We start from the raw sequence: 23,980 nt of genomic DNA, 5'->3' as shown, positions 1-23,980 counted from the left end.
AGCGGTTGCGGTGTTCGATATCGGCTTCAGCGAACTGCTGGTGATTGCAGTGGTCGCCCTGGTGGTGCTCGGTCCCGAGCGCCTGCCCAAGGCGGCCCGCTTCGCCGGCCTGTGGGTGCGTCGTGCCCGCAATCAGTGGGATTCGGTGAAACAGGAACTGGAGCGCGAACTGCAGGCCGAGGACATCAAGCGGCAGATGCAGGACGTGCGCCAGGGCATGCAGGACACCGAGAACCAGCTGCGCGCCAGCGGTGAAGCGATCCGTCGCGAAGCGCAGGAGGCCCAGCAGCAGGGCGATACGCTGGCGCAGGAGGTTCGCGCACCGGCGCCTGCGGATCTGCCGCCGCATATGAGCGCTGCGCCCGACGCCGATGCGCCGGCATACGAGAGCGTTGCTCCCGAGCCGACGCCGGCGACGCCCCCTGAAGCCGGTGCACCGCCGCCGCAGAGCAGCCCGGAGCGCCAGCCATGAGTGAACAGGATTTCGGCGAAAGCTCGCTGGTCGAACATCTGGTGGAACTGCGCGGTCGCCTGGTGCGCGCGTTGCTGGGCCTGGGCGTGGTGCTGCTGGCGCTGCTGCCGTTTACCCAGAAGCTGTACAACGCGCTGGCCGAACCGCTGGTCTCGCAGCTGCCGAACGGGCAGACGATGATCGCCACCAATCCGGCCGGTGCCTTCTTCGCACCGCTGAAGCTGACCTTCTTCGTGGCCCTGTTCGTGGCGGTGCCGTGGCTGCTGTACCAGTTGTGGGCGTTCGTTGCCCCGGGCCTGTACGCGCGTGAGAAGCGCCTGGCGGTGCCGTTGCTGGTGTCGTCGGTGCTGCTGTTCTACGCCGGCTGTGCCTTCGCCTACTTCCTGGTGCTGCCGGCGGTATTCCACTTCCTCACCACCTTCAGCCCGGACGTGATCGCGATCACCCCGGATGCGAACGCCTATCTGGACTTCGTGCTGGCGATCTTCTTCGCCTTCGGCGGCAGCTTCGAACTGCCGGTGGCGATGGTGATCCTGGTGCTGCTGGGCTGGGTGACGCCGCAGCAGTTCAAGGAAGGCCGTGGTTACGCGATCGTCGGCATCTTCGTGGTGGCGGCGGTGCTGACCCCGCCGGACGTGGTCTCGCAACTGATGCTGGCGATCCCGATGTGCCTGCTCTACGAGCTCGGCATCCACGCCGCACGCTGGCTGGTGCCGTCGTCGGTAGTGAAGAAGCCCGCTGCCTGAAAAAGGGGACGGAGGGGATTAAGTCGTTTGCGCCACTGTGCGGCTAACGACTTAATCCCCTCCGTCCCCTTTTTCTATCCACGCATGGCGTGGATCTACCTGCGTTCTGGTCAGGCGTGGAACACGTCGCTGGAGGTCGGCGTGGTCGGAATCGGCGGGGCCGCGCGGCTGCCGCGATGCACGAACATCTGTTTCCAGGCGGCGTAGACCGCGCCGACATACAGCGGCATCAGCACCGTGGTCAGCACCAGCTGGGCGATGAAGGCCGCGGCCAGCGGGCCACCGATCAGCATCGCGATCTGGATCACGATCACGAACAGGATGTACATGCAGAACGCGGCGATCAGGCCGAGTACGGCGAACACGAACATCGCGCCGATGTTCTCGATGCAGCCCTGCAGGCTCAGGCGCAGCGCATGCATGCCGCTCTGCTTGTCGAACACCACCAGCGCCGGCTGGGTGAACATCGCCAGCGACAGTGCTACCGCGCTCAGGAACACCAGCAGCATCCACAGCGCGATGCGCTTGGCCGGGAGGTTGGCGACCAGCGCGGCGGCATCGTCTGGCTTGATCTGCTGGCCGCTGCGGCTGATCTCTTCCATCTTGGTCATGACCTCGCTGAAGGCGGTGAAGCCCTCGCGGCCGATCATCATGAACAGCAGTGCGCCCAGCAGCAGTACCGCCAGCACCTGGATCGCCAGCGGCACCAGCAGGTGGCTGACGCGGTGGTCGCGGATCGGTTGCAGCAGGTGCGAGGCCAGGCCCGGGCGGCCTTCGTCGATCTCGCCCACGGCGTACAACATGCCGCCGAACATGATCGGCGAGATGGCCAGGGTCATCAGCTGCACGGCCATGCCGGCGGCGCCGGGAATCAGCGTCGACAGCAGCGTGACCACCCAGCTCACCAGCAGCCAGGTCAGGCCGATCCGGGCCAGCTGCAGCGGCGCACGCCGGTACAGCGAGAACGTATCCAGCAACCACTGGGCGCCCGCCGAAGCCGGCAGCTTGCGAATCTCTTTCATGGACATCCGGGAAGGACAGGAGGGGGCCGGGCGGCTGCCCGTGCCGCCGATTATCCCTGTTTTGCCACCGGCTGGGCTGAAGACAGCCGCGCCTGACGGACGAAGCGGCGCAACAGCTGGCGGGCCAGCGGCGCGGCGCTGACCGCACGCTCGATGCTGCGGGCACAGCCACCGTGGCGACCGATGCAGTCGGCGCGGGCGCGCACGTAGCCGCGCATGTGGTGGGTGGCGAATTCCGGATGGAACTGCACGCCCCAGGCCTGGCGGCCCCAGCGGAAGGCGTGGCAGCCGTCCAGCGGCGAGCGTGCCAGCACTTCGGCGCCGTCGGGTGCGCGTAGCACGGTCTGCAGGTGGGTGGCGTGGGCGGCGAAATGCTGTGGCAGCCCCTGGAACAGCGGGTCCTGCGCGGCCTGCGGCTGCAGTTCCAGCTCGATCGTGCCGGACTCACGGCCGGCCGGGTTGTAGGCTACCTCGCCACCCAGCGCGTGCGCCAGCAGCTGGTGGCCGTAGCAGATGCCGAACACCGGCAGGTCTGCGTGGGCGGTCTGGCGCAGCCATGCGGCGCTGCGTTCGCTCCACTCGGCGTGGTCGGTGACGAAGGCGGCCGAGCCGGTCACCAGCACGCCAGCGAAGGCATGTGGGTCGGGCAGGGCGCCACCGTGTTCGACATCGACCACCACCGTCTCGTGCTCTTCCAGCCCGGCGGCAACGCGGATCCAGTGCGGAAAGCGCCCGTAGCGGCGCAGCGACGGTACCGGGCGGCCGGTTTCAAGGATCAGGAACGGGGCTGGGTTCATCCGGGGGCGGCAGGACTGACAGGACTTCCTCGATTGTAGTCAGCCCCTGCGCTACCTTTTCAAGCCCGGCCTGGCGGAGGGTTCGCAGCCCTTCAGCCCGTGCGGCACGGCTGAAACCGGCCAGATCCATGTCGGCGCGGATCTGCCCGCGCAGCCGCGAGCCCAATGGCAGCAACTCATACAGCCCGATGCGGCCGAGGAATCCGGTGCGCCGGCACTCCAGGCAACCGACCGGCCGACAGGGCGTGGCGGCATCTGGATATGCAGCATGGCTATCAGCCAGCACGGCCCAATCGGCGGCGCCGAGGCTGTGTGGCTGCTTGCAGTGCGGGCACAGCGTGCGCACCAGGCGCTGGGCGAGGATGCCGTTGAGGGTGCTGGCCAGCAGGTAGTGCGGCACGCCCAGGTCGAGCAGGCGGGTGACCGCCGAGGGCGCGTCGTTGGTATGCAGGGTGGACAGCACCAGATGGCCGGTCAGCGAGGCCTGCACCGCCATCTGCGCGGTTTCCAGGTCGCGGATCTCGCCGATCATGATGATGTCCGGGTCCTGCCGCAGCAGGGTGCGCACGCCGCTGGCGAAGTCCAGGTCGATGTTGGTCTGCACCTGCATCTGGTTGAACTCGGGCGCGATCATCTCGATCGGGTCCTCCACCGTGCACACGTTCACGTCCGGCGTGGCCAGCCGCTTCAGCGTGGAATACAGGGTGGTGGTCTTGCCCGAGCCGGTCGGGCCGGTCACCAGCACGATGCCGTGCGGGCGCTCGACCAGCGCATTCCAGCCGGCGGCCTCCTGCGGGCTGAAACCGAGCTGGTCGATGCTCTTGAACGCGGCATCCGGGTCGAAGATGCGCATCACGCACTTCTCGCCGAAGGCGGTGGGCATGGTCGACAGGCGCATCTCGACCTCGCGGCCACCTGGCGAGCGGGTCTTGATGCGGCCGTCCTGCGGGCGCCGGCGCTCGGCCAGATCCATGCGGCCGAGCACCTTGATGCGGCTGACCACGGCGGTCATCACTGCCGGTGGTACCTCGAACACCTTGTGCAGCACGCCGTCGATGCGGAAGCGCATGCGTCCCATCTCGCGGCGCGGCTCCAGGTGGATGTCCGACGCGCGCTGTTCATAGGCGTACTGCAGCAGCCAGTCGACGATATGCACGATGTGCTGGTCGTCGGCATTGACGTCGCCGGTGCGGCCCAGCTCCACCAGCTGCTCGAAGCTGGGCAGGGTGGTGTTGGCTTCGCCACGCACGTCGCCACGGGCGCCGCGCACCGAACGGGTCACCCCGTAGAACTCCATGGTGTAGCGGTGCAGGTCCAGCGGATTGACCACGGCCAACTCGATGCGGCGGCGGGTCAGGTGCTGCAGGTCGCGGCGCCATTCCTGCACCAGCGGCTCGCTGGTGGCCACCAGCACGCGCTCGGCATCCACCGCCAACGGCAGGAAACGGTGGCGGCGCGCGTAGGCGTGCGACACCAGCGCGGTCACCGCGGCGACGTCGACCCGGGTCGGGTCGATGCGCAGGTAGCGGCTGCCGGTACGCTGCGCCAGCCACTCGGTGAGGCGTTCCAGGGTCAGCTCGCCACCACCGTTGGCGGCCAGCTTGAGGTTGGACAGCAGCACCAGCGGGTGCACTTCACTGGCATTGCGCGCGCCCTGTGCGGAAAACCGCATGCGCTCGCGGTCCTGCTCGGCCACCAGGTCATCGGCGACCAGGGCCGCGGCAATCTGCTCGAACTGCAGGCGACCCCACGGCAGCGGTACGCCGCCAGCCTCGCCGGGCGTGCCCACCGGCAGCCGATGTTCCATCTGCCTGCTCCTCCCGGGTACGGAATGCCCCGCAGGTCGGCCGTTATACTAACGCACCCCCTTGCCGGCCAAGACTCGTACGCATGTCCGCGACCCCGACCGTTCCGATCACCTTCCAGGGCTTGATCCAGACCCTGAACCAGTTCTGGGCCCAGCAGGGCTGCGTGCTCATCCAGCCGCTCGACCTGGAGGTGGGCGCCGGTACCTTCCACCCGGCCACCTTCCTGCGCGCGATCGGTCCGGAAAGCTGGAACGCGGCCTACGTGCAGCCCTCGCGCCGCCCGACTGATGGCCGCTACGGCGAGAACCCGAACCGCCTGCAGCGCTACTACCAGTACCAGGTGGCGATGAAGCCGGCGCCGGACAACATCCAGCAGCTGTACCTGGATTCGCTGAAGGCACTGGGCATCGACCCGCTGGTGCACGACCTGCGCTTCGTCGAGGACAACTGGGAATCGCCGACGCTGGGCGCCTGGGGCCTGGGCTGGGAAGTCTGGCTCAACGGCATGGAAGTGACCCAGTTCACCTACTTCCAGCAGGCCGGTGGCCTGGAGTGCCGCCCGGTGCTGGGCGAGATCACCTACGGTCTCGAGCGCCTGTGCATGTACCTGCAGAACTGCGACAACGTCTACGACCTGGTCTGGACCTATGGCCCGGACGGCCAGCCGGTGACCTACGGTGACGTCTACCACCAGAACGAGGTGGAGCAGAGCACCTACAACTTCGAATACGCCGACGTGGAAGAAATGTTCCACCGTTTCGACGCCTGCGAGCGTGAAGCGCAGAAGCTGGTGGAAGTGAACCTGCCGCTGCCGGCCTACGAGCAGGTGATGAAGGCCAGCCACACCTTCAACCTGCTCGATGCGCGCCGCGCGATCAGCGTGACCGAGCGCCAGCGCTACATCCTGCGCGTGCGCGCGCTGGCCCAGGCGGTGGCCAAGGCGTACTACGAGCAGCGCGAGAAGCTGGGCTTCCCGGGTGCGAAGAAGGCCTGACGGCCCTCCCGCACCGACCCGCTTTTCATCAACTACCCGGGGCGCCGGACGCGTTGCGCGCTGCGCCCCCACCACAGGATCGAACCGATGAGCCAACTGTCCCCCCTGCTGATCGAACTGGGCACCGAGGAGCTGCCGGTCAAGGCGCTGCCGGGCCTGGCCCAGGCGTTCTTCGACGGTGTTGTCGAAGGCCTGCGCAAGCGCGGTGTCGCGCTGGAACTGGGCGATGCGCGCCCGCTGTCGACCCCGCGCCGCCTGGCCGTGCTGCTGCCGGGCGTCGGCCTGGAACAGCCGGAACAGCACAGCGAAGTGCTGGGCCCGTACCTGAACATCGCGCTGGACGCCGAAGGCCAGCCGACCAAGGCCCTGCAGGGCTTCGCCGCCAAGGCCGGGATCGACTGGACCGCACTGGAGAAGACCACCGACAACAAGGGTGAGCGCTTCGTGCACCGTGCGGTGACCCCGGGCGCGACCACCGCCAGCCTGCTGCCGGAGATCCTGCGCGAGGCGATTGCGGCGATGCCGATTCCCAAGCCGATGCGCTGGGGTGACCACGCCTGGGGCTTTGCGCGCCCGGCGCACTGGCTGGTGCTGCTGCACGGCGCCAACGTGGTCGAAGCCGAGCTGTTCGGCCTGCAGGCCGGCCGCGTCAGCCGTGGCCATCGCTTCCACCACGACCAGGCCGTGTCGCTGGCACAGCCGCAGGACTACGTTGAAGCCCTGCGCGCTGCGTTCGTGCTGGTCGACCCGAGCGAGCGCCGCGCGCGCATCGTCGCCGAGGTCGAGGCCGCTGCGGCCAAGGCCGGCGGCAGCGCCCGCATCACCGAGGACAACCTAGAGCAGGTGGTGAACCTGGTCGAGTGGCCGTCGGCGGTGTTGTGCAGCTTCGAACGCGCGTTCCTGGCGGTACCGCAGGAAGCGCTGATCGAGACGATGGAGATCAACCAGAAATTCTTCCCGGTGCTGGATGACAGCGGCAAGCTGACCGAGCAGTTCATCGGCATCGCCAACATCGAATCGAAGGACGTGGCCGAAGTGGCCAAGGGCTACGAGCGCGTGATCCGCCCGCGCTTCGCCGATGCCAAGTTCTTCTTCGACGAGGACCTGAAGCAGGGCCTGGTATCGATGGGCGAGGGCCTGAAGACGGTGACCTACCAGGCCAAGCTGGGCAGCGTGGCCGACAAGGTGGCACGCGTGGCCGCCCTGGCCGAAGTGATCGCACCCCAGGTCGGCGCCGACGCCGCGCAGGCCAAGCGGGCTGCCGAGCTGGCCAAGAACGACCTGCAGTCGCGCATGGTCAACGAATTCCCGGAACTGCAGGGCATCGCCGGCCGCCACTACGCCGTGACCGGTGGTGAATCGCAGGAGGTGGCGCTGGCCATCGACGAGGCCTACCAGCCGCGCTTCGGCGGTGACGACATCGCGCTGTCGCCGCTGGGCAAGGTGCTGGCCATTGCCGAGCGCGTGGACACGCTGGCCGGTGGTTTTGCCGCAGGCTTGAAGCCGACCGGCAACAAGGACCCGTTCGCCCTGCGCCGCAACGCGCTGGGCCTGGCCCGCACGATCATCGAAAGCGGCTTCGAGCTGGACCTGCGCGCGCTGCTGGCCAGCGCCAACGCCGGCCTGGCCGCGCGCAACGTGCAGGCCGACGTCGGTGAACTGTACGACTTCATCCTCGACCGCCTGAAGGGCTACTACGCTGACAAGGGCGTGCCGGCCACGCACTTCAACGCCGTGGCCGAGCTGAAGCCGGCCTCACTGTACGACTTCGACCGCCGCGTGGATGCGATCGGCACCTTCGCCGCGCTGCCGGAAGCCGAGGCACTGGCAGCGGCCAACAAGCGCATCCGCAACATCCTGCGCAAGGCCGAGGGCGACATTCCGGCCCAGATCGACCCGGCACTGCTGCAGGAAGATGCCGAGCGCGCGCTGGCTGAGGCGGTCACCGCAGCGATCGACGACACCGGCGCCAGCCTGCAGCAGAAGGATTACGTGGCCGTGCTGGCCCGTCTGGCCCGCCTGCGCCCGCAGGTCGACGCCTTCTTCGATGGCGTGATGGTCAATGCCGAGGATCCGGCGCTGCGTGGCAACCGCCTGGCGCTGCTGACGATGCTGGGCGAGCGCCTGGGCAAGGTGGCAGCGATCGAGCATCTGTCGAGCTGACGCCCGTATCGGTAGTGCCGGCCGCTGGCCGGCGTTGCCACCACGTATCGAATCGATGTGTGGGTTGCCGGCCAGCGGCCGGCACTACCGGATCACCGTCGGCGGATGTCCATCGGGGTCATTGCCGGCATCGCGCACGATGCCGGCATCCTCGGCTGCGATCACGACGATCGCCACAAAGGCGCGTATTTTGACCGCCACTTAACAACCGATCCCCAATGACGTGATGCATTTCGCATCGTCACCTCCGGTCGGTATGCTGTGCCGCATGCAGCCAAAGAAATACGCCCTGCCGCTGATGGTCCTGTCGCTGGCCGCCACCTCCGTGGCCCACGCGCGCGGCACCATCGACAAGGTGGACATCAAGGGATTGGACAAGGGCGACGACGCCGCAATCATCGAGAACATCCAGGAATCGCTGTCGCTGTACGACACGATCGGCAAGGAACAGGGCGAATCGCGCCTGGAGTACCTGCTGTCACAGGCCGAGCGTCAGACCCGCCAGGCACTGGAACCGTTCGGGTACTACAACCCGGTGATCAAGGTCGAGGCGCCGCGCGAGGACGAGCACGTCCGCGTGCTGATCCATGTCGACAAGGGCACCCCGGTCACCGTCCGCCGCGAACACATCGACATCACCGGACCGGCGATGTACGACCAGTACCTGCAGGACGACCTGGCCGCGTTCAAGCCCCGCAAGGGCCAGCGTTTCGAGCACACGCAGTACGAAGCCAGCAAGATCACCGTCACCCGTCGCCTGGCCGAACGTGGCTATTTCGATGCCGACTACACCCAGCGCCAGGTGCAGATCACCCGTGCCGACAATGCGGCCGACATCGACCTGACCTGGGACAGCGGCCGCCGCTACAACATGGGCCCGGTGCGTTTCGAGCAGGATTACTTCGTCGACAAGCTGTTCGACCCGCTGGTGTACTGGGAACAGGGTAGCTACTTCCACGAGGGCAAGCTGGACCGGCTGCGCGAGTCGCTGACCAAGCTGGACTACTTCAGCGTGATCGACATCCAGCCACGGCCCGACCAGGCCGATGCGAATGGCGAAGTGCCGGTGGATGTGAAGCTGACCCGTGCCAAGCGCACCATCTATACCGCGGGTCTGAGCTACGGCAGCGAGAGTGGCCCGGGTGTGCGCGGTGGCATCGAGCGGCGGTGGCTGAACAACCGCGGCCACAAGATGAACACGCAGCTGGACTATGCGCAGAAGCGCAAGAGCCTGGTCACCAGCTACCGCATTCCGGCCTTCAACTGGCTTGATGGCTGGTACACCTTCGCTGCCAGCGCCTACGACGAGCAGACCGACTACATCGACCTGCGCAACTTCAAGCTGATCGCCAGCCGCAGCGGCGAGATCAACGAACACTGGACCGCGATCGCCTCGATCAACGCGCTGCGCGAGCGCTGGCGCTATGCCTCCGGCACCGAATTCACCGACGCGGTCTACAACACCTCGACGCTGGTCTACCCGCAGCTGGTCGCCGACTACGTCAACGTCGATGACGAACTGTTCCCGCGCAAGGGCATCAGCGGTACCGCGACGATGCGCGCCGGTGTGGAGGGCGCGGGTTCGGACACCAGCTTCGTGCAGGCCAACGCCGTGCTGCGCTGGTACATCCCGGTGGGCGAAAGCAACCGCCTGATCCTGCGCGGCGAGGGTGGCACCACCTGGACCAGCGACCTGGTGGCGATGCCGCCGAGCCTGCGCTACTTCGCCGGTGGCGACCGCAGCATCCGCGGCTATGCCTACCGCGAGGTGGGCCCGCGGACCCCGGCACCGGACAAGTACGCGCTGGGCGCCAAGAACCTGGTGATCGGCTCGGCCGAGTATGAACACTACTTCAATGGTGGCCCCTGGGGTGCGGCGGTGTTCGTCGATACCGGCAGCGCCTTCGACAACACCATTGATCTGCACACCGGCGTCGGCTTCGGCGTGCGCTGGAAATCGCCGGTGGGCCCGGTGCGCGTGGATATCGCGCATGGCCTGAACAACCCGGATTCGCAGTTCCAGCTGTACCTCAACATCGGAGCGGACCTGTGAGTACGCCCGCACCCACTCCGAACCCGACCACGCCGCCGCGCGTGCGCTTCTACCGCCGCCGCCGCTTCTGGGCCTGGTCCGGTGTGGGCGTGCTGGGCCTGGTGCTGCTGGCCCTGCTGGCGGTGTACTGGCTGCTGCAGACCGTGGCCGGCCGTGACGTGCTGCTGGCACAGGTGGTCGCACGGCTGCCGGTGGGCGCCAGCTTCACCTGGGACAAGGTGGAAGGCCCGGTGGCCGGCCCGCTGACCCTGTACAACGTCGACTTCCGCTACGACGACATCCATTTCCATGCCGAGCGTGCGCACCTGGAGCCGGACCTGCGCCCGCTGCTGGGCCGCAAGCTGCTGCTGGACAAGCTGGAGCTGACCAACGCGACGCTGAACCTGGCCAAGAGTGACGAGCCGTTCAAGCTGCCGTCGTGGCCGGATTCGCTGCCGCAGATCGAGATGCCGCTGGCGATCCAGGCCGATGCCATCGCCATCGACGGCTTCCGCATCAGCCAGGCCAACGAGCCGGTGATCGACATCAGCCGGGTGCGTGGTGGCATCGAGATCGCCAACGGCGAGTTCCAGGCGCACAAGCTGGTGGTGGACAGCGACATGGGCAATTTCACCGCCCAGGGCCGCTACATCCCGGCCAAGGACTACGACACCGACGTGACCGTCACCGCGGTGCTGCCGGCGCCGCGTGGCCGCACGGCCGCCACCGTCGGCCTGGTCGCCCGTGGTGACCTGTCGCACATGGAAGTGGCCGTAGCCGGGCGCGCGCCGAAGCCGTTGCACGCGATGCTGGTGTTCGATGGCCGCACCGATCCGAGCTGGAGCGCCAGCATCCGCAGTGACGAGCTGGATCTGGCGCTGCTGTCGCCGGCACTGGCCAGCTCGGCGATCGCGCCGCTGGCGCTGGACTTCACCGCTGCCGGCAAGGGCGGCAACGCCAACCTGCGCGGCAAGGTGAAGCAGGGCGATCAGGAACTGGAACTGGCACCGTCGGTGGTGTCGCTGCAGGACCAGGTACTGAAGGTCTCGCCGCTGCTGGTGAAGGGCCTTGGTGGCGAAGCACGGCTTGAGGGCACCGCCGATTTCAGCCAGGAAGACCAGCAGAAGCTCAACTTCTCGGTGGTCGCACATGATCTGACCTACGTGCCAGCGGCGGACCCGAACACCGCCGGCAGTGCACCGGTGCCGGTCACCTTGAAGGAAGCACGCTTCGGCCTGGCCGGAACCCTGAAGGCCTGGGCCGCGATCGGCCGCGCCGAGGTCGAGCGTGACGCGCAGAAGGCGCAGCTGCACTTCGATGTGCGCGGCAACGACCAGGCCGCGTCGATCCACCAGCTGCAGGCGCAGACGCCGGGTGGCCAGCTGCAGGTGGAAGGCAAGGTGGCGTGGGCACCGCAGCTGGACTGGGATGCCAAGGCCACGCTGAAGGACTTCGACCCCGGCTATTTCGTGCCGGGCTGGAATGGCCGCCTGTCCGGCAACCTGGCCTCCAAGGGCCGCCAGCTGCCGCCGCCGGCAAACGCGCCGCCGGGCACCGCCGGCACGCTGGAAGCCACCGTCGATCTACCCTCGCTGAAGGGCGTGCTGCGCCAGCGCAATCTCGATGCGCAGGGCAAGTTCGCGCTGCAGGGCGCGCAGGGCCAGGGTGACCTGAAGCTGGCGCTGGGCAGCAGCCGGGTGACCGCTTCGGGCAAGGTCGGTGATCGCCTCGACATCGATGCGCGCTTCGAGCCACTGCAGCTGAGCGATCTGCTGCCGGGCGCCGATGGCGGCCTGCGTGGGCAGGTACAGGTGAAGGGCCCGCGCGATGCGCCGGACATCACCGCCGACCTGGTCGGCAACAACCTCAACTGGGACGGCTACGGCGCCGAGAGCGTGAGCATCAAGGGCCACCTGCCGTGGCGCGGCGACAGCGGCACGCTGGCGATCCAGGGCCAGCAGGTCAATGCCGGCATGCTGCTGGAACGCTTGAACGTGGATGCGCAGGGCAGTGTCTCCAACCTGCGCCTGGCCGCGCAGACCCGCAACGAAATGGGCGCGATCGAGCTGCAGGGCAGCGTCCGCCAACAGGGCGCGCAGTGGCGCGGCGAGCTGGCCGCGCTGCGCATCGCACCGGTGAAGGGTGATGCCTGGTCGCTGCGTGCACCGGCGGCGTTCGCGATCAATGGCAGCAACTACACGCTGGGCGAAGCCTGCCTGGCCGCTGCCAGCAGCGGCACACTGTGCGCACAGGCCAACTGGCCGCGCGAGGGCCTGGTGGTGCGCAGTGATGCACTGCCACTGGCGCTGGTGCAGCCGTGGTTGCCACCGCAGTCCGGCCGCCGCATCTACCTGCGTGGCGATGTCAGCCTGGACGCGCAGATCCGCCCGCGCGGCAATGCCTGGGAAGGCCATGTGGAAGTGCGCTCGAAGGAAGGCGGCGTACGCCTGGGCGAGAATCGCAACACTGTGGGGGACACCACCCGCGGCGAGCTGGTGCGCTATGACCAGTTCTCGCTCAAGCTCGACATGACCCCGGCCAGCATCAAGGGCTATCTGGGCATGGGCTTCCAGGGCAACGGCTTCGTCGATGCCAGGATGCAGACCGGCTGGGAAGCCAGCGCGCCGTTGAACGGCGAGCTCTATCTCAACATGTCGCGGCTGTACTGGCTGGAGCTGTTCTCGCCGGACATCGTGCGCCCGACCGGCCTGATCGAAGGCCACGTCAGCCTGCGCGGCACGCGCGGCCAGCCCTCGCTGGGCGGCGACGCGCAGTTGAGCAATTTCAAGGGTGAATTCCCGGCGCTGGGCCTGACCTTCGACCAGGGCAAGGGCAGCTTCGTGGCCCAGCCCGACGGTTCGGCCAAGATCACCGCGCAGGCCAATTCGGGCCAGGGCACGCTGTATGTCGATGGTGGCCTGTCGTGGTTTGGTGATGCACAGCCGCTGCAGTTGAAGATCCACGGCGACAACGTGCTGCTGTCCAACACCAGCGAGCTGCGCATCGTCGCCAACCCCAACCTCGACTTCACCCTGGCCAAGGCGGCGATGGAACTGCGCGGTACCGTGCACGTGCCCGAAGCCGACATCGACCTTGAGCGCCTGGACCGTGGCACCTCGGTGTCCGAAGACGTGGTGGTGCTGGACCCGGCTGATCCGGAAGAGTCGCGCACCTCGCCGTTGGACATGGAGCTGGTTGTCAGCCTAGGTGACAAGGTCAAGATGACCGGCTTCGGCCTGAAGGGCGCGCTGACCGGCAAGATGCAGGTCTGGGCCAAGCCTGGCCGTGAAATGACCGCCAATGGCGGGCTGGAAGTGAGTGGACGCTACAAGGCGTATGGGCAGGACCTGACCATCACCCGTGGCAACCTCACCTGGAACTACAACGCGGTGTCCGACCCGCGCATCAACATCCGTGCCGAGCGCCGGATCGGTGATGTCACTGCTGGTATCGACGTAACCGGGCGTGCGCAGCAGCCGCGTGCGGACGTGTGGTCCGATCCGGCGATGTCGCAGTCCGAAGCACTGGCCTACCTGGTGCTGGGCCGCAGCCTGACCGGCGCCAGCAGCGACCAGACCCAGCAGGTCAACGCGGCCTCGGCGGCATTGTCGGCCGGCAGCGGCCTGCTGGCCTCGCAGCTGGGTGCCAAGCTGGGCCTGGACGACGCCGGCGTGAGCCAGTCGCGCGCGCTGGGTGGTTCGGTGATCGGTGTCGGCAAGTACATCTCGCCCAAGCTGTACGTCGGCTACGGCGTGTCGCTGGTCGGTGCCGGTTCGGTGATCACGCTGAAGTACCTGCTGCGTCGCGGCTTTGATGTGGAAGTGGAGTCGAGCACGGTGGAAAACCGTGGGTCGATCAACTGGCGGCGGGAGAAATAACGATGCGGTAGTGCCGGCCGCAGGCCGGCAACTGCACCGTATCTCCCGAGTTCCGTGGGTTGCCGGCCAGCGGCCGGCACTACCGTGCGCGTCGCCCCAACCATCGGCCGTTGCCCCATCCGCCCCCAGCGGCTATGGTCCCGGGCTGTTCTGTCGTACCGGATTGCCTCATGTCACCACGCAAAGCCCTTCCCACCGCCCTGGCCCTGGGCCTGACCCTCGCCGCCGGTGCCCACGCCGATGAAGGCATGTGGATGCCGACCCAGCTGCCGGAACTGGCCAAGCCGCTGCAGGCTGCAGGTTTCAAGGGCAATCCGGCCGACCTGGCCAACGTCACTGCGCCGCCGCTGAGCGCGGTGGTGCGTGCCGGTGGCGGCACCGGCTCGTTCGTGTCCGCCGACGGCCTGCTGCTGACCAACCACCACGTGGCGATGGGCGTGATCCAGTACAACAGCTCGCCCGAGCACGACCTGATCAATGGTGGCTTCATCGCCAGGGACCGCGCAGATGAGCGCCCGGCCAACCCGGACTTCCGCGTGCTGGTCACCGTCGGCTTCGACAAGGTGACCGACCAGGTGCTGGCGCAGGCGCGTGGCAAGACCGGCCGCGCCTACTTCGATGCCGTCGATGCGGCCAGCAAGCAGATCGTGGCCGAGTGCGAGAAGGACGGCAGCGTGCGCTGCTCGGTGGCCAACATGTACTACGGCACCGACTTCTACCGCATCGCCCAGCTGGAACTGAGCGACGTGCGTCTGGTGTACGCGCCGCCGCGTGCGATCGGCAATTACGGCGATGAGATCGACAACTTCATGTGGCCGCGCCACACCGGCGATTTCACCCTGCTGCGCGCCTACGTGGGCAAGGACGGCAAGCCGGCCGCCTACAGCAAGGACAACGTGCCCTACCGGGCGCCGGCGCACCTGCAGATGTCGGTGGAAGGCCCGAAGGAAGGCGACTACGCGATGCTGGCCGGTTACCCGGGCATCACCTACCGCCACCGTACCGCGGCCGAATTCGCCGGCCAGATCGATACCGTGCTGCCGCGCCGCGTATCGGTGTTCCAGCAGATGATCGACACCATCGAGGCCGCCAGCGCCAAGGATGCGCAGGCGCGCACCCGCTACGCCTCGCAGCTGCAGTCGCTGAAGAACAACCGCAAGCGTGCCGCCGGTGAGCTGGAAGGCCTGCTGCGCAGCGACGCGAAGGCCCAGCGTGCCGCCGACGAGACGGCGATGCTGGCTGCCACCGACCGCAAGTACCAGGGCGACATCAAGGCGCTGCTGGCCAACCTGTCGCAGGGCGCGGCGGTGGGCGAGCGTGACCTGCTGCTGGACCAGATGGCCGCGCAGAGCCAGCTGCTGCGCTCTGCGCTGCTGCTGGAGCGCCTGCGCATCGAATCGGCCAAGCCGGACGCGCAGCGCGAGAGCGGTTTCCAGCAGCGCGACCAGGCGATGATCGAAGGCGTGCTCAAGCAGGTCCAGCGCCGCTACGCGCCGGAGGTCGAGAAGGCGCTGCTGACCACCCTGCTGACCCGCTACCAGCAGCTGCCGGACGCGCAGCGCGTGGCCGAGTTCGACGCGGCCTTCGGCCGTACCCCGCAGCAGCTGGCCAAGGCATTGGACACCCTGTATGCCGGCACCCAGCTGGGTGACGAGGCGCAGCGCCTGTCGCGCTTCGCTGCTGCACGCGAAGGCAAGGCGCTGGCTGCCGATCCACTGATCGCCGTGGCCGGCCCGCTGGTGGCCGCGCAGCTGCGCATCGAGAACGAAAGCAAGACCCGCGAAGGCGAGCAGCTGCGCCTGCGCCCGGCCTACATGCAGGCGCTGTTCGCCTGGCGTGCCAAGCAGGGCCGCGCCGTGTACCCGGATGCCAACCGCACCCTGCGCATCAGCTACGGCAAGGTGGAGGCGCTGCACCCGCGTGATGGCGTGACCTACTCGCCGGTGACCACCGTGGCCGGCATCGTCGAGAAGAACACCAACGCCTATCCGTTCGATGCCCCCAAGCCGTTGCTGGCAGCCATCGCCAAGGGCGACTTCGGCAGCACCGCCGATCCGGCGCTGAAGACCCAGACGGTCAACTTCCTGACCAACCTGGATACCACCGGCGGCAACTCCGGCTCGCCGGTGCTCAACGCCAAGGGCGAACTGATCGGCCTGAACTTCGACAGCAACTGGGAATCGGTCAGTGCCAGCTGGTGGTTCGACCCGCGCTACAAGCGTGCCGTGCACGTGGACATGCGCTACCTGCGCTGGCTGCTGGCCAAGGTCTATCCGGCGCCGGAGCTGCTGAAGGAAATGGGCGTGCCGGCCCAATAACGCCGGTGCCTGGCAGGTGCCCACCGCTTCCTGGTGGGTGCCCATTGATTCCCGGTAGGTGCCCACTGTTAGTGGGCACGGATGTCCCCGTCACGACCAACGGTCGTGACCCACCAGACGGACCAACGGTCGTGACCCACCGCCATGACCTACCCTCACGACCAACGGTCGTGATCTACTGGCCCCTGCCCTGAGGGAAACGCACGCGTGGTCTCCAGCTGGATCCTGCTGCTGGTCTCGGTTGCCTATGCCGCGCTGCTGTTCGGCGTGGCGTGGTGGGGCGACCGTCGGCCGATGTACCCCGACCGGCCGTGGCTGCGGCCGGTGGTCTACAGCCTGGCGCTGGCCGTGTACTGCTCGTCGTGGACCTTCTACGGCGCGGTCGGCACCGCCGTGCGCAACGGCGTGGGCTACCTGCCGATCTACATCGGCCCGCTGCTGCTGCTGCTGTTCGGCTGGCGCATCATCGAGCGCCTGGCGCTGATCGCACGCAGCCAGAACGTGGTCTCCATCGCCGATTTCATTTCCTCGCGCTTCGGCCGCTCGCGGCGGTTGGCGGCACTGGTGGCGATCATCGCGCTGATCGGCATCATTCCGTACCTGGCCCTGCAGTACAAAGCGGTGGCGATGAGCCTGCAGGTGTTGACCGGCAACACCGGCCCGACCGGCTTCTTCACCGATCCGGCGCTTTACGTGGCGCTGCTGATGGCGTTGTTCGCCACCCTGTTCGGTACCCGCCAGGTCGATGCCACCGAGCACCACCACGGCATGATGCTGGCCATTGCGCTGGAGTCGGTGATCAAGCTGGTGGCGATGGTGGCGGTGGGTGTATTCGCCTACGTCTGGCTCAGCGACCGCAACGAGGCAGTGGTGGAGTCGGTGCATACGCTGTTCACCGGATTGCCGCCAGTGGGTTTCATCTCGCAGACCCTGCTCAGCTTCCTCGCCATCATCTGCCTGCCGCGCCAGTTCCATGTGGCGGTGGTCGAATGCGGTGATGTGCGCGATGTACGCCGTGCACGCTGGATGTTTGGTGGCTATCTGGTGCTGATTTCGGCGATGGTGCTGCCGATCGCCACGGCCGGTGTCAGCCTGTTCGGCGTGGGCAGCGGCGTTGCCGATGACTCGATGGTGCTGGCGCTGCCGTTGGCGGAAGGCCGCAACGCGCTGGCGCTGATCGCCTATGTGGGCGGCTTCTCCGCGGCCACCGGCATGGTCATTGTCTCGTCCATCGCGCTGGCCACCATGGTCAGCAACGACCTGGTGATGCCGGTGCTGCTGCGTCGCAGTGGCGACCACCAGGAAGCGGCCGACGTCGCCTCGCGGGTGCTTTGGATCCGACGCCTTGCGATCCTGCTGCTGGCGCTGATGGCGTACAGCTACTACCGCAGCAGCAGCAATGACAGCACCCTGGCCTCCTACGGCCTGATGGCGTTTGCAGCGGTGGCGCAGTTCGCGCCGGGCCTGATTGGCGGCCTGTACTGGCGCGGTGCCAGCCGCCGCGGTGTCGAGACCGGCATGCTGCTGGGCTTTGCCACCTGGTTGTATACGCTGTTGCTGCCGGCGATGACCATGGCCGGCTGGATGGATGCTGGCTGGGTGCAGGACGGCCCGTTCGGCATCACCTGGCTGCGCCCGCAGCAGCTGTTCGGCATGACCGGGTGGGACCCGCTGACCCATGGCACGTTCTGGTCGCTGCTGGTCAATGCGGCGACGATGATGCTGGTGTCGGCACGCTGGCGGCCGGGCGTCGACGAGCGCCTGCGCGCCGCACCCTTCCTCGACCCGTATGCCGAACGCCCGTCGGTGGCGGGTGGTTGGCCCGGTCACGTGCATGTGGGCGACCTGCTGGCGCTGGCCTCGCGTGTGGTCGGCGAGCGCCATGCGCGGCGCTCGTTCTTCGAGCAGGCGCAGTCGCTGGGCCGTGAGCTGCAATCTTCGGCGCCTGCGGACCGCCCCTGGGTGCAGTTCACCGAGCGCCTGCTGGCCGCGTCGATTGGTGCGGCCTCGGCGCGCCTGCTGCTGACCAGCCTGCTGCGCGGCTCGGGCATGGACCTGGGCGAAGTGGTGGCGGTGCTGGACGAAGCCGGACAGGAACTGCGCTTCAACCGCGAGATCCTGTCGACCACACTGGAGAACATCAGCGCCGGGGTCAGCGTGGTCGATCCGGACATGCGGCTGACCGCGTGGAATCGTCGCTACCAGGACATGTTCGGCTACCCCGACGGCATGCTCTACGTGGGCCGCCCGGTGGCCGACCTGATCCGCTACAACGCCGAGCGCGGCGAGCTGGGCGAGGGCGATATCGAAGTGCAGATCAACCGCCGCATCGGCTACATGCGTGCCGGTTCACCGCACGTGTTCGAGCGCACCCGCAGCGACGGCAAGGTGATCGAGATGCGTGGCCAGGCGCTGCCCGGCGGCGGTTACGTGACCAGCTACAACGACATCACCGACTACAAGCACGCGGAAAAAGCACTGCTGGAAGCCAACGAGACGCTGGAACAGCGCGTGGCCGAGCGTTCGCATGAGGCCGAGGTCGCACAGCAGTCGAAGACCCGCTTCCTGGCGGCGATCAGCCATGACGTGCTGCAGCCGTTGAATGCGGCGCGCCTGTTTGCTTCCGCGCTGCGCGACAGTGATCACGTGAGCGACGAGCAGAAGCATCTGGCCGAACGCGTGGATGCGTCGCTGCGCGCGGCCGAAGAACTGCTCGATGGCCTGCTGGATGTATCGCGTCTGGATGCCGGTGGCCTGCATCCGGTGATCGGCGAGTTCGACGTGAGCGCGCTGATGCGCGAGTTGGCCGCGCAGTACACCCCGGTCGCCGCCGGCCGTGGCCTGCGCCTGGACCTGTTCGCGCGCCCGGCGTGGGTGCGCAGTGACCGCCGCCTGCTGCGCCGCGTGCTGCAGAACTTCATGGCCAATGCGCTGCGCTACACCCGCCAGGGCCGCATCGTGCTGGCCGTACGCCAGCGCGGTGACGAGGTGGAGCTGCAGGTCTGGGATACCGGCCCCGGTATTCCCGAGCATCACATGCGGCAGATCTTCGAAGAGTTCCACCGCTACCAGCAACCGTTCGATTGGGGTGAGCAGGGGTTGGGGCTGGGCCTGTCGATCTGCCAGCGCATCTCGCGCCTGCTCGACCATCGCCTCAATGCACGCAGTCGCGTGGGTCGTGGTTCGATGTTCTCGATCATCCTGCCGCGGGTGGCGCCGCTGCCGGGCTACACCGAGTTGGCCACGCCGGTACAGGCCGTGACTGCACCATTGCGCAGCGATTCGCTGGCCGGCCTGCGCGTGCTGTGCGTGGACAACGACGAAGAGATTCTCGACGGCATGCGCGCCCTGCTCGGCCGCTGGCAGGTGCAGGTGATCACCGCTGCCACCGTCGACCAGGCGCTGGAGAAGATCGCCGAGCGCCCGCAGGTGATGCTGGTGGATTACCACCTGCACGATCGCATGGACGGCCTGGACGCGCTGGTGGCACTGCGCGAGGCAGCCGGTTACCCGCTACCGGGTGCGCTGCTGACCGCCGATGGCCGCGACGAGCTGAAGCGGATGGCACGCGAACGCGGTTACCGCGTGCTGACCAAGCCAATCAAGCCGGCCTCGCTGCGGGCCTTCCTGGGCGCACTGCGCGACGCGCAGTAGTGCCGGCCGCTGGCCGGCAACCACGACGTGAAACCATGCCAGGCAAGCCTGGCATCTACCAAAGCTTCATCGGCCTGGCAGTAGATCCACGCCATGCGTGGATGTGACGTCAGGTAGTGCCGGCCGCTGGCCGGCAACCACGCAATCGCTCGCTTTCGACGCGTTACCCCACGCCGTGCAGGTGCTCGTAGAGAATCGTCGCGCCGATGATCACCAGGATCACGCCGCCGATGATCTCGGCACGCTTGCCGACCATGCTGCCCAGCACGCGGCCGAGCATGATGCCGGCGGTGACCATGGTCAGCGTGCACAGGCCGATGACCGCGGCCATCACGCCGATATGCACGTCCATGAAGGCCAGGCCGATGCCCACCGCCATCGCGTCGATGCTGGTGGCGAATCCGGTCAGCGCCAGCTTCCAGAAGCCGTGGTGCTGCGAGGGATCTTCATCTGCCTCGCCGCTGTCCGGACGCAGGCCGTTGTAGATCATGTGGATGCCCAGCGCGCCGAGCAGGCCGAAGGCGATCCAGTGGTCGAAGGCTTCGACGTACTGCAGCGCGGCGCGGCCGAGCAGCCAGCCGATGATGGGCGTGATCGCCTCGATGACGCCGAAGATGATGCCGGCACGCAGTGCATCGCGGAACACCGGCTTGCGCATGGCCGCACCCTTGCCGATCGCCGCGGCGAAGGCATCGGTGGACATGGCAAAGCCGATCAGGAGGATCGAAATGGGGGACATGGGCGGCTGCTGAGGTCGGGCTAGGACGGACGCACGGCCTGCGCTCGCGCCCAACCTGACGTTGCGCGCGCGGGCCGCTGGTCTCGCCAACCATCATGGTTGTCCACGCCACGGCGCACTGGCCGAGTATGTTGACGTGGACGATTCCTGCGTAGGAATCCGGCTACTCCCCAAGGGGACGCGAAGCTTAGCACCGCGATTCGCGCGTGGCGCATTTCCAGCGAAACGCGCAGGCAGGGCTGGTTTGTATAGCGATGGCTATAACAGGGCGAAGCAAAGGCGTGCCAAGCAAGCTTGGCACCCACCGGAGATGCGGTGGTGCCGGCCGCTGGCCGGCTTGCGTAATGCCGAGAGCGTGCCAAGCAAGCTTGGCACCTACCAATGTGGTTTCAGGTGATTTCACGCGTTTCAGGCCAATGCCGGCCAGCGGCCGGCACTACCTTCAGTCTTCTTCCGGCGGCAGCACGATGGCGTCGTCGTCGATCGCCAGCTTGCCGGCCATCAGCACGGCCTGGGTGCGGTTGGTCACGCCCAGCTTGCGCAGGATGGCGGTGACGTGGGCCTTGATCGTCGCTTCGGAGACGTTGAGGTCGTAGGCGATCTGCTTGTTCAAGCGGCCTGCGCCCAGCATCTGCAGCACGCGGAACTGCTGCGGGGTCAGCTCACGCAGGCGCTGGCCGACTTCGCGTTCTTCGCTGCCGGTGGGCGGCACGTTGTGCGCTTCCGGCGGTGCCCAGGTCTCGCCATCGAGGATGGTGCCCAGTGCGTGGCCGATGGTGTCCGAATCCGCAGACTTCGGAATGAAGCCCAGCGCGCCGTGGTCGAGCGCGCGGCGCATCACCGTGGCTTCTTCGCGCGCGGACACCACCACCACCGGCAGATGCGGGTGCAGCGAGCGCATGTGCACCAGCGCGTTGAAACCCTGCGCACCGGGCATGTTGAGATCCATCAGGACCAGGTCGGCGTCGTTGTGCTGGTCGGCCAGCGCGTACAGCGCTTCCACGCTGTCGGCCTCGAACAGCTGCACGCCAGGGATGACCCGCTGCACGGCCCCACGCAGGGCTTCGCGGAACAGCGGGTGGTCATCGGCAATCAGGAGGGTGGTCATGGGTCGAGCTTATCGATCAGGAAAAAGAGCGACGTGATGGCAGGTGCAGGACGGGTCGGACACGGCCGGGTCCCTCCTCCCGGCCACGTCCCTGGCGCGTCCTGCGCCTGCAGTCACGCCATCAGCGCACCTTGCGCTCGTCCACCAGCGACGCCACCACCGACGGATCGGCCAGGGTCGAGGTGTCGCCAAGCTGGTCCGGTGCGTTCTCGGCGATCTTGCGCAGGATGCGGCGCATGATCTTGCCCGAGCGGGTCTTCGGCAGGCCCGGCGCCCACTGCAGGTGGTCCGGCGTGGCGATCGGGCCGATCTCCTTGCGCACCCAGGCAACCAGTTCCTTCTGCAACTCGTCGCTCGGTGCCTCTTCGGCCACCAGGGTGACGTAGGCGTAGATACCCTGGCCCTTCACGTCGTGCGGGAAGCCGACCACGGCCGCTTCGGCCACCTTCGGGTGCGAGACCAGCGCGCTTTCCACTTCGGCGGTGCCGATGCGGTGGCCGGACACATTGATCACGTCATCGACGCGGCCGGTGATCCAGTAGTAGCCGTCTTCGTCGCGGCGGCAACCGTCGCCGGTGAAGTAGCTGCCCGGGTAGGTGCGGAAATACGTATCGATGAAACGCTGGTGGTCGCCGTACACCGTGCGCATCTGGCCCGGCCAGGAATCACGGATGATCAGGTTGCCCTCGGTCGGGCCGTCCTGGATCTCGCCATCGGCATTGACCAGCGCCGGCTGCACGCCGAAGAAGGGCAGGGTGGCCGACCCCGGCTTGAGGTCCATCGCGCCGGCCAGCGGCGAGATCAGGATGCCGCCGGTCTCGGTCTGCCACCAGGTATCGACGATCGGGCAGCGGCTGTCGCCGACCACCTCGTAGTACCAGCGCCAGGCTTCCGGATTGATCGGTTCGCCGACACTGCCGAGCAGGCGCAGCGACGCGCGCGAGGTCTTCTTCACCGGCTCCTCGCCTTCGCGCATCAGTGCACGGATGGCGGTCGGGGCGGTGTAGAAGATGGTCACCTTGTGCTTGTCGATGACGTTCCAGAAGCGCGAGGTGTCCGGGTAGTTCGGTACGCCTTCGAACATCAGCGAGGTCGCGCCGTTGGCCAGCGGCCCGTACACGATGTAGCTGTGGCCGGTGACCCAGCCGACGTCGGCGGTGCACCAGTAGATGTCGTCCTCGCGCAGGTCGAACACCGCTTCATGAGTGTAGGCCGCGTACAGCAGGTAACCGCCGGTGGTGTGCAGCACGCCCTTCGGCTTGCCGGTGGAACCGGAGGTGTAGAGGATGAACAGCGGGTCTTCCGCGTTCATGCGTTCCGGCTCGCAGGTAGCCGGCTGGCTGTCCACCACATCGTGGAACCAGCGGTCGCGCGGGGCCTGCATGTCCACCGCGCCGCCGGTGTGGCGCACCACCAGCACGGTTTCAACCGTGTTCGTGCCCGGCAGCTTCAGCGCGGCATCGACGTTGGCCTTCAGCGGAATCTTGCGGCCACCGCGCAGGCCCTCGTCGGCGGTGATGATCAGCTTGCTCTGGCAGTCACTGACGCGGTCGGCGATCGAGTTCGGCGCGAAGCCACCGAACACCACCGAGTGGATCGCACCGATGCGCGCGCAGGCCAGCATGGCCACCGCGGCGTCGACGATCATCGGCAGGTAGATGGTGACCCGGTCGCCCTTCTTGACGCCGAGGTTGCGCAGCGCGTTGCCGAGGCGGCAGGTGCGCTCGTACAGCTCGCGATAGGTCACGTGCTGGGCCGGTGCATCCGGACCGTCCGGCTCGAACAGCAGGGCGGTCTTGTCGCCGCGCGTTTCCAGCTGGCGATCCAGGCAGTTCACGCTGGCATTGAGCTCACCATCCTCGAACCACTTGATGTGGAAGTCGGACAGGTCGTAGCTGACGTTCTTGATCTTGGTCGGCTTGCGCATCCATTGCAGGCGCTCGGCGGCCTTGCCCCAGAAACCATCCGGGTCGGTCACCGACGCCTGGTACTGCTGTTCGTACGACGTCTTGTCGATGCGTGCCTTGGCGGCGAACTGCGGATCGACGGGGTAGATATCAGCCATGGCACCCTCACTTGCACGTTGACTTTGTATGTGCGGTCGCAGCATCGCGGCGACCGATCCCCTTCAGTTTGCCCCATCCACCCCCGGCCGCGTCACCACCTTGGTTAGACCATGGTCGAAAGTGAGCGCCCAGCAGGGCCGGGTTCGACCAATGGCCAATAGCCGCTGTGCGTGAACGCCCCGC

General features: G+C 67.3%; 14 protein-coding genes and 1 riboswitch. Of the genes, 8 read left to right on the top strand and 6 right to left on the bottom strand.

Features of this window, described 5'->3' with window-relative positions; translation table 11 throughout:
* Positions 1–10: 10 nt before the first annotated feature.
* Both tatB and tatC read left to right on the top strand, forming a co-directional pair.
* Complete coding sequence (tatB, locus tag AC13GF_RS16475) at positions 11–472, top strand: Sec-independent protein translocase protein TatB (protein ID WP_483005327.1); 462 nt, start codon at positions 11–13, stop codon at positions 470–472.
* On the top strand, positions 469–1,218 hold the full coding sequence (tatC, locus tag AC13GF_RS16470) for a twin-arginine translocase subunit TatC (protein WP_032128455.1): 750 nt from the start codon (positions 469–471) through the stop codon (positions 1,216–1,218). Before tatB ends, tatC begins: the two co-directional genes overlap by 4 nt.
* 110 nt (positions 1,219–1,328) lie before the next feature.
* Here the strand turns inward: tatC and AC13GF_RS16465 are convergent, their stop codons facing one another.
* The 3 genes from AC13GF_RS16465 to AC13GF_RS16455 are packed head-to-tail and all read right to left on the bottom strand — an operon-like array spanning position 1,329 to position 4,844.
* The gene (locus tag AC13GF_RS16465) at positions 1,329–2,240 is read right to left on the bottom strand and encodes a BPSS1780 family membrane protein (protein ID WP_110714191.1); all 912 of its coding nucleotides are present in this window, start codon (positions 2,238–2,240) and stop codon (positions 1,329–1,331) included.
* Between the two features lie 50 nt (positions 2,241–2,290).
* Positions 2,291–3,037, bottom strand: coding sequence for a glutamine amidotransferase (locus AC13GF_RS16460; RefSeq protein WP_049443849.1), 747 nt, complete (start codon positions 3,035–3,037; stop codon positions 2,291–2,293).
* Complete coding sequence (locus tag AC13GF_RS16455; protein ID WP_483005326.1) at positions 3,009–4,844, bottom strand: GspE/PulE family protein; 1,836 nt, start codon at positions 4,842–4,844, stop codon at positions 3,009–3,011. Before AC13GF_RS16455 ends, AC13GF_RS16460 begins: the two co-directional genes overlap by 29 nt.
* Before the next feature lie 83 nt (positions 4,845–4,927).
* On the opposite strand from AC13GF_RS16455, the gene glyQ reads away from it, so the two are divergent.
* The 6 genes from glyQ to AC13GF_RS16425 all read left to right on the top strand — a co-directional run bounded on the left by glyQ (position 4,928) and on the right by AC13GF_RS16425 (position 19,884).
* Positions 4,928–5,839, top strand: a complete 912-nt coding sequence (gene glyQ / locus AC13GF_RS16450; RefSeq protein ID WP_006403404.1) for a glycine--tRNA ligase subunit alpha — start codon at positions 4,928–4,930, stop codon at positions 5,837–5,839.
* A gap of 87 nt (positions 5,840–5,926) precedes the next feature.
* The gene (gene glyS / locus AC13GF_RS16445) at positions 5,927–8,002 is read left to right on the top strand and encodes a glycine--tRNA ligase subunit beta (protein WP_483005325.1); all 2,076 of its coding nucleotides are present in this window, start codon (positions 5,927–5,929) and stop codon (positions 8,000–8,002) included.
* A gap of 256 nt (positions 8,003–8,258) precedes the next feature.
* On the top strand, positions 8,259–10,055 hold the full coding sequence (locus AC13GF_RS16440) for an autotransporter assembly complex protein TamA (protein WP_099554341.1): 1,797 nt from the start codon (positions 8,259–8,261) through the stop codon (positions 10,053–10,055).
* Positions 10,052–13,912: a translocation/assembly module TamB domain-containing protein gene (locus tag AC13GF_RS16435; RefSeq protein WP_483005324.1), complete on the top strand. Its 3,861-nt coding sequence runs from the start codon at positions 10,052–10,054 to the stop codon at positions 13,910–13,912. The genes AC13GF_RS16440 and AC13GF_RS16435 overlap by 4 nt, the downstream gene beginning before the upstream one ends.
* Positions 13,913–14,082: 170 nt before the next feature.
* Positions 14,083–16,230, top strand: coding sequence for a S46 family peptidase (locus tag AC13GF_RS16430; RefSeq protein ID WP_483005323.1), 2,148 nt, complete (start codon positions 14,083–14,085; stop codon positions 16,228–16,230).
* Between the two features lie 207 nt (positions 16,231–16,437).
* Positions 16,438–19,884 carry a hybrid sensor histidine kinase/response regulator gene (locus AC13GF_RS16425; RefSeq protein ID WP_483005322.1) on the top strand — a complete coding sequence of 1,149 codons (3,447 nt, stop codon included), beginning with the start codon at positions 16,438–16,440 and terminating at the stop codon, positions 19,882–19,884.
* 163 nt (positions 19,885–20,047) lie between these two features.
* Here AC13GF_RS16425 and AC13GF_RS16420 read toward each other — a convergent pair whose 3' ends face one another.
* From AC13GF_RS16420 to acs, 3 genes are all read right to left on the bottom strand, one after another.
* On the bottom strand, positions 20,048–20,623 hold the full coding sequence (locus tag AC13GF_RS16420) for a manganese efflux pump MntP (RefSeq protein ID WP_164222679.1): 576 nt from the start codon (positions 20,621–20,623) through the stop codon (positions 20,048–20,050).
* Between the two features lie 88 nt (positions 20,624–20,711).
* Positions 20,712–20,801: riboswitch (yybP-ykoY riboswitch) on the bottom strand.
* A 264-nt stretch (positions 20,802–21,065) separates the two neighbouring features.
* Positions 21,066–21,731: a response regulator transcription factor gene (locus AC13GF_RS16415; RefSeq protein ID WP_006477308.1), complete on the bottom strand. Its 666-nt coding sequence runs from the start codon at positions 21,729–21,731 to the stop codon at positions 21,066–21,068.
* Positions 21,732–21,852: 121 nt separating this feature from the next.
* Complete coding sequence (acs, locus tag AC13GF_RS16410) at positions 21,853–23,796, bottom strand: acetate--CoA ligase (RefSeq protein ID WP_135966351.1); 1,944 nt, start codon at positions 23,794–23,796, stop codon at positions 21,853–21,855.
* Between the last annotated feature and the right edge of the window lie 184 nt (positions 23,797–23,980).

The sequence above is a fragment of the Stenotrophomonas sp. 22LJNL06-5-1 genome (assembly GCF_056861455.1).
The sequence above is the reverse complement of the archived record's forward strand: the minus strand, read 5'-3'. Positions and strand labels throughout refer to the sequence as shown.